The sequence below is a fragment of the Micromonospora sp. NPDC049559 genome, from assembly GCF_040676675.1.
Lineage (GTDB): Bacteria > Actinomycetota > Actinomycetes > Mycobacteriales > Micromonosporaceae > JBFAPK01.
Genome location: NZ_JBFAPK010000070.1, coordinates 1 through 16,803, shown reverse-complemented (window position 1 = coordinate 16,803; position 16,803 = coordinate 1). Strand labels below are relative to the sequence as shown.

12 protein-coding genes and 1 pseudogene are annotated in these 16,803 nt (G+C 73.1%); 6 read left to right on the top strand and 7 right to left on the bottom strand.

Annotated features, from left to right (window positions below):
• Positions 1–71: 71 nt before the first annotated feature.
• Positions 72–1,859, bottom strand: coding sequence for a hypothetical protein (locus AB0J86_RS38375; protein ID WP_363863709.1), 1,788 nt, complete (start codon positions 1,857–1,859; stop codon positions 72–74).
• Positions 1,860–2,870: 1,011 nt separating this feature from the next.
• Here AB0J86_RS38375 and AB0J86_RS38370 point away from each other — a divergent pair.
• Both AB0J86_RS38370 and AB0J86_RS38365 read left to right on the top strand, forming a co-directional pair.
• On the top strand, positions 2,871–3,848 hold the full coding sequence (locus tag AB0J86_RS38370; protein WP_363863706.1) for a trypsin-like serine protease: 978 nt from the start codon (positions 2,871–2,873) through the stop codon (positions 3,846–3,848).
• A gap of 296 nt (positions 3,849–4,144) precedes the next feature.
• Complete coding sequence (locus tag AB0J86_RS38365; protein ID WP_363863703.1) at positions 4,145–5,113, top strand: sporulation protein; 969 nt, start codon at positions 4,145–4,147, stop codon at positions 5,111–5,113.
• A 118-nt stretch (positions 5,114–5,231) separates the two neighbouring features.
• On the opposite strand, the gene AB0J86_RS38360 is transcribed toward AB0J86_RS38365, so the two are convergent.
• Together AB0J86_RS38360 and AB0J86_RS38355 are read right to left on the bottom strand one after the other, a co-directional pair.
• Complete coding sequence (locus tag AB0J86_RS38360) at positions 5,232–5,657, bottom strand: hypothetical protein (RefSeq protein WP_363863700.1); 426 nt, start codon at positions 5,655–5,657, stop codon at positions 5,232–5,234.
• A 167-nt stretch (positions 5,658–5,824) separates the two neighbouring features.
• Entirely contained in the window at positions 5,825–7,120 is a 1,296-nt protein-coding gene (locus tag AB0J86_RS38355; protein WP_363863697.1) for a serine hydrolase domain-containing protein, read from the bottom strand.
• Positions 7,121–7,366: 246 nt separating this feature from the next.
• On the opposite strand from AB0J86_RS38355, the gene AB0J86_RS38350 reads away from it, so the two are divergent.
• Positions 7,367–7,792, top strand: a complete 426-nt coding sequence (locus tag AB0J86_RS38350) for a hypothetical protein (protein WP_363863694.1) — start codon at positions 7,367–7,369, stop codon at positions 7,790–7,792.
• 259 nt (positions 7,793–8,051) lie between these two features.
• On the opposite strand, the pseudogene AB0J86_RS38345 reads toward AB0J86_RS38350, so the two are convergent.
• Positions 8,052–10,259: pseudogene (locus AB0J86_RS38345) on the bottom strand (ATP-binding domain-containing protein); the annotation flags it as partial.
• 307 nt (positions 10,260–10,566) lie between these two features.
• Between AB0J86_RS38345 and AB0J86_RS38340 the strand changes: the two are divergent.
• A complete protein-coding gene (locus AB0J86_RS38340; RefSeq protein ID WP_363863691.1) occupies positions 10,567–11,412 on the top strand; it encodes an SDR family oxidoreductase in 846 nt (281 codons plus the stop codon).
• Positions 11,413–11,433: 21 nt separating this feature from the next.
• On the opposite strand, the gene AB0J86_RS38335 is transcribed toward AB0J86_RS38340, so the two are convergent.
• The 3 genes from AB0J86_RS38335 to AB0J86_RS38325 are packed head-to-tail and all read right to left on the bottom strand — an operon-like array spanning position 11,434 to position 14,378.
• Entirely contained in the window at positions 11,434–12,318 is an 885-nt protein-coding gene (locus tag AB0J86_RS38335) for an ABC transporter permease (RefSeq protein ID WP_363863688.1), read from the bottom strand.
• Positions 12,305–13,237: an ATP-binding cassette domain-containing protein gene (locus AB0J86_RS38330; RefSeq protein ID WP_363863685.1), complete on the bottom strand. Its 933-nt coding sequence runs from the start codon at positions 13,235–13,237 to the stop codon at positions 12,305–12,307. The genes AB0J86_RS38335 and AB0J86_RS38330 overlap by 14 nt, the downstream gene beginning before the upstream one ends.
• Positions 13,238–13,250: 13 nt before the next feature.
• Complete coding sequence (locus tag AB0J86_RS38325; protein ID WP_363863683.1) at positions 13,251–14,378, bottom strand: hypothetical protein; 1,128 nt, start codon at positions 14,376–14,378, stop codon at positions 13,251–13,253.
• Between the two features lie 96 nt (positions 14,379–14,474).
• Here AB0J86_RS38325 and AB0J86_RS38320 point away from each other — a divergent pair, with 96 nt between their 5' ends.
• Together AB0J86_RS38320 and AB0J86_RS38315 are read left to right on the top strand one after the other, a co-directional pair.
• On the top strand, positions 14,475–15,131 hold the full coding sequence (locus AB0J86_RS38320) for a response regulator transcription factor (RefSeq protein WP_363863680.1): 657 nt from the start codon (positions 14,475–14,477) through the stop codon (positions 15,129–15,131).
• A 266-nt stretch (positions 15,132–15,397) separates the two neighbouring features.
• A complete protein-coding gene (locus AB0J86_RS38315) occupies positions 15,398–16,756 on the top strand; it encodes an ATP-binding protein (protein WP_363863712.1) in 1,359 nt (452 codons plus the stop codon).
• Positions 16,757–16,803 lie beyond the last annotated feature (47 nt).

The following is a 16,803-nucleotide window of genomic DNA, read 5'->3' as shown; positions in this document are numbered from 1 at the left end:
CAGACCGCTGTCGGTGGGCGACGCGCCCTTGACGATCTGCGTCGCGCCCCGCAGGCGAAGGACGACGCCTCTCAGCGCCGCGTAGCGCGCGAGCGTGGCAGTACAGTCTCGGCGGCGACCAGCAGGTTCACCAGGAACGCGACGGTCGTCGGCTCGGCGGTACGGCGTCCGGTGAGCAGTTCGTCGAGCCAGGTGGTACGGACCAGGCCGGTCCGGTGCAGCGGCTGGAGCAGCTCCGGCGCCGACCGCCAGTGCGCCACCACCAGCCCGGCCATCTCGGCCACGCCCAGTTGCGCCCGGCGGCGGTGGCCGAGCCGCTGCCGTACCTTGCCGGCGACCTTCCGGGCGTTGACCCGGGCCACGGCCGCGGCGCTGGCGACGCCGCGGCGTCCGAGCCGGGCCGGCACCAGCCCGGAGTCGAGCGGTACGGCCGCCAGGCGCGAATCGAGGCGCTGGATCAGCTGCCCGGTCAGGTGCGAGTCGCGCTTGTCGGCGGGGGAGACGCCGAGCGCGAGATGGAGGAAGCGCCGGTCCAGCATCGGGTTGACGAACCAGCGCTCGACGGCCGCGGCGGTGCTGTGTGTGCCGGCCCAGCGGGGCATCCGCTGCCACAGGTAGAACTCGTCGGTGGCGCGCAGCCAGTCGGACGGGTACTCGGCGAAGCAGGCGAGCACGGCGTCGAGGGCGGCGGTGCGGGCCCGCTCGGCGAAGTCGGGTTCCAGCGCGTCGGGGGTGACCCCCTCGTTGGCGAAGAGCCGCCACTGGGCGAGCCGGCGCACGAGCCGGGGTGAGGTGGTGGCGTACCGGGGTTGTCCGAGGTAGTAGAAGCCGCGAGCGATCTCGCCGCCCAGCCCGGAGAGGCGGTGGCTCTGGTCCAGTCCGGCCTCGATGACGGCGAGCGGGGCGAGGGCCAGGGGGCTGGCCATGCAGTCGAGCGCCGCCGCCGCCTCGACGGCGAGCCGGTGGGCGGTACGCGGGCTGGGTGGCGGCTGTTCGTCGAGCCAGTGCACGTGGTGTTTGAGCCCGCACATCTCGCTGAGCCGCTTGGCGATGCGGGACTCGACGCCGCCGCGCCGGTCCAGGGTCAGCGCCGGCATGCCGGCGCGCAGGGCGGGCGGTACCGCGCTGAGCAGCAGCCGGGAGTCCTGCCCGCCGGTGAGCTGTAGCACCGTGTCGGGATGGTCGTCGAGGTAGGCCGCGTGGAAGTCGCGCAGCAGGCCGGCCATCTCGTCCACGACGGCACGGAACGCCGGCGCCGGGCCGTCCGGGGTCAGCCGCTGGTCGGCGTACCGGTGCAGGGTGACCTTGCCGCCGTGCAGCAGCGCCACGCAGCCGGGTGGCAGCTTGGCGACTCCCCGGTACGGAGTGCCGTCGCCCAACTGCCAGCCGATCACGCTCTGTATCGCGAGCGCGGTGGTGTCCAGTTCCGCCTCGCCGAGGGCGGCCAGGGTCCGGGCGCTGGTGGAGACGGCGGCGATCCCGTCGCCCCGCCACCAGAAGAGCTGCCGGAGGCCGAGCCAGTCGCCGGCCACCAGCACCGGCGCGCCGGGCCCGGCCCGGTGGGCGACGGCGAACGGCGGCAGCATGGCGGCCAGCCCGTCGCCGTCGATGGAGCGGCCGTCGCCGAGCATGGCGGCCAGGGCCGAGGTGCTGGCGTCGCCGGTGCCGCGACGCGCCGAGCGGGTCAGCCGTACGGTGAAGCCCCGCGCCCGGTCGCCGGTGCGGTCGTGCTCGTCGGTGCCGGTGAAGGCGACCCAGCCGTCCTCGGTCCGTTGGGTGGTGGCGGTGCGCGTGCCGGCCAGGACGTCGAGCGCGCGGACGATGGGGCCGTACCCGGCCGGATGTGTGGCACCCGGCATGACGGAAACCGCTAGAAACGCTTTCACAATCGGACCTCCGGGGCGGGGTACGAGCATGTCCGATTACCATATAGGCCGCCCAGGGTCATCGCGTCCCGCCGCAATGTGCCATGCCGGCCGGGGTGGGGCGCGGGTGCCCCCCGGAGTGATCCCGTGAGATGTTTTCGCGATATCGCGGCTGGGCGACGCCCCCGTGAGGTCGAATCGGGCTCGGCTGTACTTTGCGTCCGGCCGTCGCTTCCGGTGCGGCGCGCAAACGCGAGTCCGCGTACCCGTTCTCCCGACGGAAATGCGACCGTGCCGGGCCGTGCCGCGAATCCCCGCGCGTCGTTGTGGTCGGGCCGAATCTCCGGTCCGGTTCAATACCGCGCGATTTTTCCGGCCGGCCGACGGCATGGAGAACACCCGACAGGAGTCGCCCAATTCGCTCCGACAAAGGTCACCGCAGCCCCGGCCCGGATCTGTCGCCAAGCCGACCGCCGGTTGCGGACGCTCCGGCGGTGTCGCAGCTCGGGGCGGGTCGCGGCGGGCGCACCGGCCGGGGTGCGCCGCGCCGTCGGCGGTGGCATTCGGTCCGCCTCGGCCGCCGCGGGCGCCGGTTGCTCTTTCCGTTCCACGTAATCCGGCTCCGTTCGGCGGAGGGGATTGCCTTTACCGCCGATAGGCGGGTGCGGTTATCGGTAAATCTTGTCGCGGATCGGACACGCGCCGGTGGGTGGGATTCCGGGCCCAGTTCTTCCCTTGCGGTAATCGAGGCTCTACAGTTGGCGAACGCACGGGGTCGACCACGGCCCGGTCGGGAAAAGGCAATATCGATATTGTCGGCATGATCTGTCGTGTTGGCCAGGCCGCTGTTGATCCTCGCCCAGGAGTCGATCCTCGCCGGCCCGGTGACGGGATCAATTCCCGTACCCCTTACCCAATATCCGCCGACCGCTCCACCGGGTCGGGGCCGGATATTGCCGTGCGCGCAACTGAAAAGCGCACCACCACAGGGAGAGGAAGTCTCGAATGGACGTACGCAAGGGTTCGAGCCCGCGCGTGCTGCGGTCACTCGCGGCGGCGGCCATGCTCGCGGCGGCGATCGTGACGGTCGCGCCGGCTCCGGCCGGCGCGGCGAAGCCGGCGGCCCGTCCCGACAGCCCGACGGCGAGCGACGGTTCCCGGGTCAGCGTCGGCCTGCGGGCGGCGTCACCCGGCGCCTCCGGGTACGTGGGTACCGGCACGCCGGTGAACCCGAAGGGGACCGCCCCCGACGGCGCTCCGCTGGCCAACGTCGGCATCGAGTCGATCTTCGGCCCGGACGACCGGGTCCGGATCAACCCGACGACGTCGTACCCGGCGCGGGCGGTCGTGATGATCACCCGTAACGGCGCGGCGCACTGCACCGGCTGGCTGTACGGGCCGGACATCGTCGCCACCGCGGGGCACTGCGTGCACAGCGGCGGTAGCGGCGGCTCCTGGTACACCGGACAGTTGACCGTCTGGCCGGGCCGCAACGGCAGCTCGGCGCCGTACGGGTCGTGCACGGCCCGGACGCTGTACTCGGTGACCGGCTGGACCAGCAGCGGCGACGAGGCGTACGACTACGGCGCCATCAAGCTGAACTGCACGATCGGCTACACGGTCGGCTGGTTCGGGTACTGGTGGCAGGCCGCCAGCCTCGCCGGCACCAGCACACTGATCAACGGCTACCCGGGCGAGAAGCCGTTCGGGGAGCAGTGGCGCGGCGACTCCGTCGCCCGCACCGTCGCGGTGAGCCAGACGAACCAGATCTTCTACAGCAACGACACCACGGGCGGGATGAGCGGCAGCCCGGTCTACCAGAACCGGCCGGCCGGCAGCTCGTTCTGCGTCGGGATCTGCTCGATGGCGATCCACGCGTACGGCTTCCCGCACGGCGCGTATCCGCACAACACCTACAACCACGGGACCCGGATCACCGAGGCCCGCTTCAACAACCTGCAGGCATGGAAGGCCGCGGCCTGACCTGAGCGGGGACGGGCGGGGTGACTCCGGCCCGTCCCCACCCGAACCGGCCCGGTGGGCGAGGCGGTGCCCTCGCCCACCGGGCCGTCGCGTGGGCGGGAACGGAAACCGGCGGCGCGGCGGCGGGGTGGCCCCGCCGACGTACCCTGACCGGGCATGTCACCATGTGGTAGTCGACCGGCTGCTATCAGCAACCTCTCAGCTTGGCCGACTAGCGTATCGGCCGAAGTGTGCCGCTCCATGGTGGACGCCCACCTCCGGGCAGTTGCCGCAGAGCAGACAACAGGAGTAACCGAATGGTCTTCAAGAAGATGTTGAGCGCCTTCGGGGTCGGCGGTCCCAGCGTGGACACGGTGCTGTCGAACCCGAACACGCGCCCCGGCCTCACCCTCGACGGGCAGGTCAACCTGCGGGGCGGGGACGCGCCGGCCAACATCGAGCAGGTGACCCTGGCGCTGGTCACCCGGGTCGAGGTCGAGGGCGGCGACACCGAGTACTCGGGCGTGATGGAGTTCCACCGGATGCCCGTGAGCGGCCCGCTGCAACTCGCCCCCGGGCAGGAACTGGCCATCCCGTTCCAGCTACCGGTGCCCTGGGAAACCCCGATCACCGACGTGTACGGCCAGCGCCTGCGCGGGATGACGATGGGCCTGCGTACCGAGGTCGCGATCGCCCGTGCCGTGGACAAGGGCGACCTCGACCAGGTCAACGTGCACCCGCTGCCGGTGCACGAGCGGATCCTCGACGCCTTCGCGCAGCTGGGCTTCCAGTTCAAGAACGCCGACCTGGAGCGCGGCCACATCCGCGGCGTGCAGCAGACTCTCCCCTTCTACCAGGAAATCGAGTATTTCGCGTCGCCGCAGTACGCGCACTCGGTCCGCGAGGTGGAACTCACCTTCGTCACGAACCAGTACGCGGTCGACGTGATCCTCGAATGCGACAAGCGGGGCGGCTTCTTCGGCGGCGGCCACGACAGCTTCGGCCGGTACCGGGTGGAGCACGCCGAGATCGACCGGATCGACTGGGTGCGGCACGTCGACGGGTGGCTGCGCGAGACGATTGCCGGGTACGGCAACCTGGCCGCACAGTACGGTCACGGTCACCCGGGCGGCCACTACGGCGGCCACCACGGCGGACACGGGCACGGCGCGGGGATCGGCGGCGCGGTCGCCGGCGCGGCGCTCGGCGTCGCGGGCGGCCTGGTCGCCGGCGAGATGATCGAAGAGGTCTTCGAGGACGACGGGGGCTTCTTCGGCGAGGAGTGACCGACGGTTCTGGTGGACCGGACGCGCGGCGGCCCCCCGGGGAAGATCCCCGGGGGACCGCCGCTCACTCTGTGCGACCCCGGCCCGCGCTACGGCGGGCCGTGGAGAACGCGCCGTGCTAGCGGTTGTCCCGCGCGTGCCGCCAGGAGCTACCCGCCTTCGCCAGGCCCCGGCTGACGACGTAGCCGATCGTCAACAGGGTGATGAGGAGCCAGGCGTTGTCGGCTCGGAAGATGTCCACGCCGACGCTGTTCCGGCCGACGATCTCCGAGGCGATCAGGACGCCACCCACGGCGGCCAGGTAGATCCAGAACTCGGTACTCCGCCAGGCGGGTTTGGTCTCGTTGTGAGCGCTGCGCTCCCTGGCGAGGTCCGGGTCCATCGGCTGGTACGCCCCCGACGGTACGTTCGACATGCCCATGTTCCGCGACTGCGGCATCTGCCGCGTGGACGCGCCGCCGTCGGAACGTATCTGGCCGGTCATGCTGCCGGCGTCCTGTTGCTGCGTGCTCGGCGCGTTTCTCGACGGAGTCTGCGTACTCATCTCTTCCTCCCTGGGATGTTGATGAGGCGTTTCTCCAGGCCCGGCCGCTCGGACGTGCGCCCGTACCGGCGGACCGCACTGCCTACCCGAGGGCCCCGACCACAAACACGCCGTACCCGCCCCGCGACCGGCCCCGACGGGCGCGCGGTCGCGGGGCGGGGGTGGCGTCAGAAGTAGTTCGGGTAGAGGTTGTGCGTCGGCCAGCTGGTGACCTTGCCGTGCGCGGTCCAGAGCAGCGAGTCGATGTCGCCGTAGCTCAGGCCGGACGCGTCGTCGCGCTGGTTGAACAGGACCGCCCAGCTCCGCCCGTGGTACGTGCGGACCATCAGCGTGTACGTGCCCGGCAGGCTGCCGGTGTGCCACGTGTTGCGGCCGGTACCGCCGGTGGTGACGGGGCGGACCTGCCAGCCGAGCCCGTAGTACCAGCCGCTCGGGTTGACGCCGATGCCGCCCGGCGCCGCCCAGGTCCGGCTCAGCGCGCTGCTGTCCAGCACGGGGCCGGCCGCGTCGAAGGCCGACGCCCAGCGCACCAGGTCCACGGCCGAGGCGATCCAGGCCCCGTTCGCGCCGTGCAGCCGCATGCTGAACGTCCCGTACGGCGAGGCCACCGTGGCGCCGGAGTCGTCCAGCACCGTCGTGCCCGTGTACTGCGAGCGGTACGGGACCTCGCCCGAGTGCTTGGCGATGCTCCACCCCTGCGCCATCCGGGTGATGCCCAGCGGGGTGAGCAGCTTCTGCTGCACGTACGTGGCGTACGGCAGTCCGCTCACCCGCTCGATGATCCGGCCGGCGAGCAGGTACCCGTAGTTGCTGTACGAGACGTACGTGCCCGGGTTGTGCTGCAACGGCTGGCCGTTCATGTACTGCACCACGTTCTCCGGGTACAGCTCCATCGGTACGCCCAACGACTGCGAGATGGTGCGGTCGTAGAACAGCGGGTCGAAGGTGAGGTCCCGGTCCCAACCGCCCGTGTGCTGCAACAGCTGCCAGAGCGTCACGTTGGCCAGCCGCGGGTCGGCGGTCTGCCCGGCCGGCGGGGTCAGGTCGACGTACCGGCTGATCTTGTCACCGAGCGCCAGCTTGCCCTCCTGGGCGAGCCGGTTCAGCGCCGCCGCCGTGAGCGACTTGGAGAGGCTGGCGATCCGGAACAGCGAGGTGGGGGTGACGTTGAGGCTCGTGTCGTCGCTGTAGGTGTAGCCGCGGGCCAGCACCAGCCGGCCCTGGTACGTCACGGCCAGCTGCCCGGCCGAGATGTTGCGCGCCTGCATGAAGCTCTTCATGGTGTCGTCGAAGCTCTGCAGCGCGGTGACGGCGGTACCGCTGGTCTTCCAGGTCGGCGTGGCGGCCTGCGCGCTCCCCGTGAGGGTCGGCGTCGTCAGCAGCGCCCCGGCGCCGAGGGCCCCGGCGCCCGCCGCGCCGGCGAGCTTCGTGAAAGTTCGCCGACTGACCGGTGTTTGTCGCATTACTGCCCTCCCGTGTCGATCAATGATCGGACGACAGGTTAGTGGAAGGCGCTCGGGGTTTAGCCGTCGCGGCCACGGGCAGCCAGAAGGCGGGGCGTCGTGCATCGCGACCCGGCGAGACGCCGCTCCACGGAGATCCGCTCCACGGAGATCCGCTCCAGGGAGATTCGCTCCACGGGGAAACCGCTCCACGCCAGACCCACGAGACGGGCGGTCCGTGGCAATGACCTATTGCGAGGTGGGGACGTGCGCGAGAACGGCGAGATCCGCAATGCCGACGGGGAGCTCACGGACGAGGCGGCGCGGCGCCGCGTGGAGGACCGCGTGGGCGGCGGCGACTACGGGCCGGGCGCGGCCGACGAGGTGATCGGCTGGCCCGACGACGGGTGGCGGGAGAGCCAGGAGCGGGACGTGGACGATCCGGCGGACGCGGCGACCGACACGAGCGTCTTCCGCGACGGCGGGCCCGCGCCGACCCGGGGCGTGGCGACCACCACGGGCGGGCGCGCCGGGCCGGCGAGCGTACGCCGCAAGCCGCGCCGACCCGGTGGTCGCGTCGCGCCGACCACGACGGGCGACGCGACCACCGGGAAGCTGAGCACCCCGACCCGCGGGTCGACCAGCGACCAGTCCAGTCAGGCCAGTCAGGTGGGCAACTTCACCGACCGCTGACCGGCGCCGAGCCGTCGGAGTTCAGGTGCCGAGTCGCCGGAGTTCATCGGCCGCTCAGCGCCGGCTCGCCGGTCGCCGCCGAGCCGGTGCCCCGCCCGTCGGACGCCCGCCCGTCGGACGCCCGCGCGTCGGCGTCGGCCGCCTGGGCCCCGGTCGCCTGGGCATCGGTCACGTGGACGTCGGTCGTCGTCGGGGCGGTCGCGGTCGCGTCGTCCGCCGGCGGGGCGGTCGTGCCCGCCCCGGCGGGCACGGCGTCCACCCGCAGCACGCCGAGCCGCTGCGTCGCCCGCGTGAACGCCACGTACAGGTCGTTGAGCCCGCGCGGCGACTCCGCGACGATGCCGTCCGGGTCGACCACCACGACCGAGTCGAACTCCAGCCCCTTGGCCTGCGGCACGGTCAGCACCACCACGGGGCTCTCCAGCTCCGGCTGGTCGCCGACGGCGGTACCGGGTAGCGCCTCGGTCAATGCCCCGGCCAGCTCCTCGATCCGGCCGGCCGGCGCGATCACGCCCAACCGACCGTCTCCGACCTGCCCGGACTCGCGGCCCGCCGCCTCGACCAGCCGGCCGGCCAGCTCCGTCGGCCCGACCCGCAGCTCCCACGGCGGGACGCCGGTGTCGCGTACCGAGCGGGGCGGTCGCAGCGCGGGGTCGATCTCGGCCAGCACCTCGGCCGCGACCGCCATCACCTCGGTCGGGGTGCGGTAGCTGACGGTCAGCTCGGCCAGTCGCCACCGCCCGTCCACGTACGGCTCCAGGGTGCGCTGCCACGAGGCGCTGCCGGCCAGCGCGCCGGTCTGGGCCACGTCCCCGACCAGCGTCATCGACCGGCTCGGGCACCGACGCATCAGCAGCCGCCAGGCCATCGGCGAGAGTTCCTGTGCCTCGTCGACGATGACGTGACCGAAGGCCCAGGTACGGTCGGCGGCGGCGCGCTGGGCGGTGGTGAGCCGCTCGCCGTCGGACTGCCGCTCGGCCAGCCGGTCGGCGCCGAGCAGGTCGGTGACGGTGAGGATCTCGCCCTCGGCCTCGTCCTCCAGGTCGATGGAGCGGGAGCCGAGCGCGATGTCCAGCACGCCCTCGGCGTACTCGATCTGCTCGCGGCGCTGGCGCTCGATCCGCTCCTCTACCTCACGCCGGTCCTCGCCGAGCAGCTCGGCCGCCTCGTCGAGCAGCGGCACGTCGGCCGGGGTCCAGCCGCCACCCGGCGCCCGGTGCAGCCGTTCGCGCTCCGCGTCGGTCAGTCGCGGCGCGGCGGCGGCGATTCGTTCGGGCGAGGCGAAGAGGTCGGCGAGCAGCCGCTGCGGCGTGAGCACCGGCCAGAGTTCGTCCAGCGCGTCCCGTACCCCGGGCTCGGTACGCAGCTCGCGGCGGATCTCGGCCAGGTCCGCCTCCTCCAGCAGGTTCTCCCCGCCGAGCGGGTCCGCGCCGATGCGCTCGGCGACCTGCGCGGCGAGCGCGTGCACGATCTCGATCTCGAACAACGGGCGGGCCAGGTTGTGCGGCCGGTCGGCCCTGCGCGCCCGGGCCCGCGCCTCGGCCACGGTCTGCGGGTCGAGGCGCAGCGTGTCGTGTTCGACCTCGATCTCCATCGGCTCGTCCGGCACCCGCTGCCGGTCCCGGATCGCCGCGGCCAGCACCTCGACCATCTCCGGCCGCCCCTTGATCTCGGCCGTCTCGTCCGGTTCGGCCCGGCGGGCCCGTACCCCGGGGAACAGGTCGCCGACCGTGGAGAGCAGCACGCCGGTCTCGGCGAGCGCGGGTAGCACCTGCGAGATGTAGCGCAGGAACGTCGCGTTCGGACCGACCAGCAGCACGCCGCGGGTGGCGAGGCTCTGCCGGTGGGTGTAGAGCAGGTACGCCGCGCGGTGCAGCGCCACCGCGGTCTTGCCGGTGCCCGGGCCGCCCTGCACCACGAGTACGCCGTCCAGCCGGTCGCGGATCACCCGGTCCTGTTCGGCCTGGATCGTCTCGACGATGTCGTTCATGCGTCCGGTACGGCTCGCGTTGACGGCGGCGAGCAGGGCCGCCTCACCGGTCAGCCCCTCGTGCGCCGTGCGCCGGGCCTCGGTCAGGTCCAGGACCTCGTCGTCCAGGTTGACCACCTCGCGCCGCCGGGTACGGATGTGCCGGCGCCGCCGGACCCCGTCCGGAGCGGCGGCGGTGGCGAGGTAGAACGGCCGCGCCGCCGGGGCCCGCCAGTCGATCAGTAGCGGCTCGTAGTCGTCGCCGGCGTCGAAGATGCCGATCCGGCCGATGTAGCGCGGGGCCTCGTCGGTGAAGTCCAGCCGGCCGAAACAGAGGCCGTCCTCCACCGCGCTGAATTGCTCGACCTGTTCGGTGTACATGGCCACCGAACTTTCGCGCTGGGACAGTTCCTGCTGGGTTCCGCCGGTGTTGCGCAACGCTCCGGCCAGCCGCCGGGTGGCCTGTTCCCGCAGGTCGTCCAGCCGGCCGTAGAGCATCGAGACGTACTCCTGCTCACGGCCCAGCTCGTCGGCGATGGCGTGCTCGTCGATCTCGTGGACGTCAGAGCCGCTGCCCGAGTAGCTTGACAAGCCGTCTCCCCATGCTAGAATCCGTAAAGGAACGGCGCTTTATGCCGTTCTTTTTTGTTTTCCCAAAACTGACACGATAGCGCGCATCCTCCCGCCGGACCACGACCCGGCCGGAACCGGGCTCGCGGCCGGCTCGGCCGCCCGGCTTGACCTCGACAGCGCTTCAGGTACGAGGGTTGTCCCCGACGAACGGCAACCTTCCCCGGAGACTCGTGTGCGCGCTTCCGACCAGCACCGGTTCGACGACCAGCGGTTCGACGACCAGCGGATCGTCATCACCTCGGCCGGCCGTGACTTCGGCCGCAGCGTCGCCCTGCGCTTCGCCGAGTGGGGAGCGGAGGTCCACCTGTCGGCCCGCCGCCTCGCCGAGGCGGAGCGGACCCGCCGGGAGATCCGGGACCGGGGCTACGAACGGGTCCACGCGTACGCCTGCGACCTGACCGACCCGGTCGCGATCCGGGCCTTCGCCGCGGCCGTCGCCGAGCGTACCGAGCGGGTCGACATCCTGGTCAACAACGGGTCGCGGTACCTCGACGGTCCGGGACTCGCGCAGCCGGGCGCAACCGGCCCCGGCCTCGACCGGACCGGTGCCGACCTGGCGCCGACCGGAACCGGCCCGCGCTCCGCGTCGGACGGGGACATCATCGACACCATCGCCTCGGGCGCGACCGGCACGGTGCTGGTGGTCAAGCACTTCCTGCCGCTGCTGCGCCGCTCGGCCGGGCCCGACGTGGTCACCATGGTCTCGGCCTGTGGCGTCCCGGGGCACGACCGCTCCGGCGCGCACGAGGCGTTCTACGCGGCCAAGTCGGCGCAGGGGGGGTTCGTACGGATCCTCTCCCGCCGGCTGCGGCCCGAGGGGATCAGGGTGATCTCGCTGTACCCGCCCGACTTCGCCAACCCCGACCCGTTCTCGCCCGGCTGGGACCGCGCGCCCCGCGGCGCCGACGACCCGCTGACCGCCAACTCGCTGGTCGACTGCGTCCGGTTCGCGCTCGGCCAGCCGCGCGACTGCTTCATCAGCGAGTTCCACTTCGAGCAGGTCGCGCCCGCCCCGTAGGGCCGGCGTGCGGCCGGGGCGTCAGCTGGTGACGTCCCGGCCGCCGAAGCGCGCCCAGGCGGCGGAGAGGAACACCACGACGTACGCCGCCGCGGAGAGCAGCCCCGCGCGCAGCCCGCCGAGGTTGACCGGGTCGCGCAGCAGCTCGCCGAAGTCCTGCCAGTGGTGCGTCAGCAGGTACGGGTGCAGCCAGCCCAGCTGCGGGATCGCGTCGAGGATGAAGCTGGTCACGCAGAGCATCGTGACCGCGATGGCGGCCCCCATGGGCTGCTCGGTCAGCGTCGAGACGAAGAGCCCGACCGCGCCCAGCGCGCAGAGGCCGACCGCGAGGTACGCGCAGACGGCGAGCAGGCGCAGCAGCGCCGGGCCCGTCCCGACCTGGGTACCGGAGAGGAGGGTGACCGGCCCGGCGCCGAACAGGGCCAGCCCGATGGCGACGCCGACCGCGGCGACCAGCAGGGTCACGGCGAACGCGAAGACGACCACGGCGGCGTACTTGACCGCCAGCAGGCGGGTCCGGTGCACCGGGACGGTGAGCAGGTACCGCAGCGTGCCGGTGTTGGCCTCGCCGGCGATGCTGTCCCCGGCGATGGCCGCCACCGCGATCGGCAGGAAGAGCGGCAGCTCGACGCTGAGGGCGGCCAGCGCCACGAAGAGCCCGTTGCTGGTGATCGAGGCGAAGAAGTCGCCGCCCTGCGGGCCGTCGGCCGGGGTCGAGACCTTCGTGGCGATCGCGATCACGATCGGTACCGCCGCCAGCAGCGCCATGCCGGCCCAGTTGCGCCGCCGGCCGAAGATCAGCCGCAGCTCGGAGCGGAAGAACCGGGTGCTCACCCGCCGTACCGGCCGGGCCGGGGTGACCGTCGTGAGCGGCGCCTCGGCCGCCGGCGCCTCAGCCGCTGACATCGAAGCCCTCCCCGGTGAGCGAGACGAACACGTCCTCCAGCCCCGGCGCCGCGACGGTGAAGCCCTGGACCGGCACCGCGGCGTGCACCAGCGCCGCCACGACCTTCTCCGGCGCGGCCGGACCGAGCACCCCGGTGACCTCGCCGGCCCCGGTGCTGACCTCGGTCAGCCCCAGCTCGCGCAGCACCCGGGCCGCCTCGGCCGTCCGGACGGTGCGTACCCGCGCCCGCGCCACCGCCTCCTCGCGCAGCCGGGCCAGCGGCGCCTGGGCCACCAGCCGGCCACGGCGCATCACCCCGACGTGGCTGCAGACCTGCTCCACCTCGGCGAGCAGGTGGGTGGAGAGCAGCACGGTGGCGCCTTCGTCGGCGAGCGCGGTGATCAGCGAGCGGACCTCCCGGGTGCCCTGCGGGTCGAGCCCGTTGGTCGGCTCGTCGAGGACCAGCAGCTCGCGCGGGGCGAGCAGCGCGGCCGCGAGCCCGAGCCGCTGGCGCATGCCCAGCGAGTACGCCCGGACCCGGCGGCCGGCCACCGCGGTGAGGCCGACCCGCTCCAGCGCCGCGTCGATGCGGGCCTCGGCGGTGGCCGGGTCGGCGGTACGGTCGGCCGCGTCGAGCCGGCGCAGGTTGTCCCGGCCGGAGCGGTACGGGTGGAACGCCGGCCCCTCCACGAGCGCCCCGACCCGGGGGAGCACGGTGCCGGCACCGGCCGGCATCGGCTCGCCGAGCAGCTCGTGCGTGCCCGAGGTCGGCCGGATCAGGCCGAGCAGCATCCGGATCGTGGTGGTCTTGCCCGAGCCGTTGGGACCGAGGAAGCCGTAGACCGCACCGCGCGGAACCGCCAGGTCGACGGCGTCAACCGCGACCTGGCGTCCGAACCGCTTGGTGAGTCCGCGGCTGGCGACCGCGAACTCCGTCATCGCCGGCCCACGCTCACTTGCCGTCCTTGGCGGCCTGGTAGAGCCGCTCGGGGCTGACCGCGCCCGCGAGGACCCGGCCGTCGTCGGTGAGCAGGGCGCTGAACAGCTTGCCCGTGAGCAGTCGCCCGCTGCCCCAGTCGCCGCTGACCTTCGGCAGCGCGCCGAGCAGCGCGCCCAGCTGCGGAGCCTCGGCGTCGGGGTTCCCGCCGGCGGTGGCTTCACCGGCGCCCGGGATGCTGTCCGCCGGCAGCTTCGCCGACAGCACGCTGGTCCAGCCCTTGCCCAGTACCCGCACGTCGCGCGGCTCGGGCCGCCCGGCCGAGGGCTTCTCGGGCTTGGCCGACTCCTCGGTCACCTTCGTGCCCGCGGGCGGGTTGAAGGCGAACTGCTCGTCGTCCGGCCGGCTGAAGTTCACCTGGGTGAAGGCGACCTCGAACGCCGCCTCCTGGGCGTCCTTGGCCAGCACCTCGAACCGCAGCGGTACGTGCTCGGCGGCGTCGACGCCGATGCGTACCTGGCCCACCAGGGAGGCGGTGTCGCGCGGGCGGAGCACCAACTCGTACGCGTCGCGCCCGGCGACCTTCGCCGAGCGGCCGACCGACACCTCGGTGGTCGGGTCGATCGCGGCCAGCGCCTGCTGCGCCGCCTCCTGCGGACTCGCCGGCAGGCCGTGCGGCAGGCTGCCGGGCCGGGCCTCCACGTCGCCGCCGGACTCCGGCAGCGTGCTGTGGCTGGCCTTGTTGGCCCGGCTGTCCCAGAACCAGACGTCGCTGCCGTTGCGGATCACGTCGCTCTCGCCGAGCGTGCCGAGCAGGGCGATCCGGGCCTTGTCCGGGCCGGCGTACCAGACCCGCAGCGTGTGGGTCCCGGAGACCAGCGAGGTGAAGTCCGAACTGCCCTGGGCGGCGAGGTTCGGCAGGGCCGGAAGTCCCAGATCCGCCCGCTGCACCACCGTGCCGGAGAGACCGTCAAGGCGGGCGGTCTGCAGGTCGACGAGAAGTTGGGCGGCGGTGCGTGGTGGCAAGCTCGGTTCGGCCGAGGCGGAGAAGGTACCGACCGCCGCGCCACCCCCGACGATCGCGACCGCCGCGGTCGCGGGAACCAACCAGCGCAGGGCCGGTCGGGAGTTGAAAATCGACATGGTTTTCTACCTCCTGCACATATCCTCTCGGTAACGCACTGTGAGGACGCTGAGAGAGCCTGTGATCGCTCTCAGCCATGGTGGCACGCTTGGCTGGTGCGGTTGCTTGTTGTCGAGGATGAGGCCCGTCTGGGTAAGGCCCTGCAACGCGGCCTGCAGGCCGAGGGGTTCGTGGTAGACGTCGCCGCCGACGGGCTGACCGGACTGGAGTTGGCCCGGCACGGCGGGTACGACGCGATGATCCTGGACGTGATGCTGCCCGGACTCTCCGGCTACCGGGTGGTACGGCAGCTGCGGGCGGAGGAGCGTTGGCTGCCGGTGCTCATGCTCTCGGCCAAGGACGGGGAGTACGACCAGGCCGACGGCCTCGACTGCGGCGCCGACGACTACCTGACCAAGCCCTTCTCGTACGTGGTGCTGCTGGCCCGGTTGCGCGCGCTGCTGCGCCGGGGCGCGCCCCAACGGCCGGCGGTACTCACCGCGGGTGACCTCAGTCTCGACCCGGCCCGGCGCCGGGTGACCCTCGCCGGGGCGGAGGTGGTGCTGACCGCCCGCGAGTTCGCCCTGCTGGAGTACCTGTTGCGGCGCAGCGGCGCGGTGGTGTCGAAGACGGAGCTGCTGGACCACGTCTGGGACGACAGCATCGAGACCGCGCCGAACACCGTCGAGGTCTACATCGGCTACCTGCGCCGCAAGATCGGCCGTGAGCGGCTGGAGACGGTACGCGGCGCGGGCTACCGGCTGGCCGGATGAGCGCCCGGCATCCGTCGGCGGGCGCGGCCGACCCGGCACCCGTCGCCGGCCCCGCGAGCCCGGCGTCCGACGGCGGCCCCGCGAGCCCGGCGTCCGACGGCGACCCCGCGAGCCTGGCGGCCGACGGGGACCCCGAGGCCGGCCCCGCCGGAGCGCGCGCCGCCCGCCGGGGGGACCTCGCCCGGGCGATCCGGGCGCGCCGGGCGGCGCTCGCGCGCTGGGCGAGCGGCTGGCCCTTCCTGCCGCAGAGCCTGCGCGGCCGGCTCATGACCATCGGGGTGGTGGGGCTCGCCGCCGGGCTGGCCGCCGGCGGCGTCGTGCTGATCTTCGCGCTCGGCTACGCGTTGCAGCGCACGGTCGACTCGGAGGCCTTCAAGACCGCCGACGCGGTGGCGATCCTCGTCGGCGAGGACGCCCTGCCCGACCCGCTGCCGGTCGCCGGCAGCGACGTACGGGTCCAGGTGGTCGACGCGCAGGGCCGAATCCGGGCCGCCTCGATCGACGCCGATCGGCTGGTGCCGATGCTCTACGCCCCGGAGCTGGACCGGATCACCGGCCGGACCGGGCTCTTCGTCCCCGGCCAGCGGCTCGACCTGCGCGGCCCGGTACGCGTCGTCGCGGTGCCGGCCGGCCCGCCCGAGGACCCGCAGACCGTACTGGTGGCCAAGTCGATGTCCGACGTGGTGCACAGCGTCAGCGTGGTCCGGACCATCCTGTTGATCAGCTTTCCGCTGCTGCTCACCACGCTCGCGGCGGTGGCGTGGCGGGTGGTCGGGGCGACGCTGCGGCCCGTCGAGGCGCTGCGGGCCGGAGCCGAGGAGATCACCGGAGGCGCCCGGCCCGGGCAGCTGCCGGTACCGGCGTCCCGCGACGAGATCCACCGGCTCGCGGTGACGCTCAACGGGATGCTGGACCGGCTGGAGTCGGCCCGGGCCCGGCAACGGGCCTTCGTCGCCGACGCCGCCCACGAGCTGCGCAGCCCGCTGACGAACATGCGTACCCAGTTGGAGGTCGCCCAGGTGCTCGGGGACCGTACCGACTGGCCGGCCGTCGCCGAGGACCTGCTCGCCGACACCCAGCGGCTGAGCCGCCTCGTCGACGACCTGCTGCTGCTCGCCCGCGCCGACGACGCCGGCGCGCGGCAGCGGGCGGCGGTGGAGCCGGTCGAGCTGGGGGAGCTGCTCGCGCGGGTGGCCCAGCGGTATCCCGCGCCGCCCGTGCGGGTCGTACCGCCGGAGCGCGACCTGTGGACGCTGGGGGAGCCGGACGCGCTCGACCGGATCCTGGCCAACCTGCTCGACAACGCGGTACGGCACGCACGCGGCGAGGTCGTGCTCGCGGTGGCCGGTCCGGACGAGTCGCGTCCCCGGTACCACCTGGTGACCGTGACCGACGACGGGCCGGGGATCCCGCCGGAGCACCGCGAGCGCGTCTTCGACCGGTTCACCCGGCTGGACGACGCGCGGGCGCGGGACGCGGGCGGCAGCGGCCTGGGGCTCGCCATCGTCCGGGAGCTGGTCCGCCGCCAGGGCGGTTCGGTCCGGCTCGGCGACGCCGGCCCGGGGCTGCGCGTCGAGCTGCGCCTGCCGCTGCTCTCCCCGTCGACCGAGTCCTCGTCGATCTAGGGCAAATCATCGCTAGATGATCTCCAATCGCGACGATTTGCCCTAGA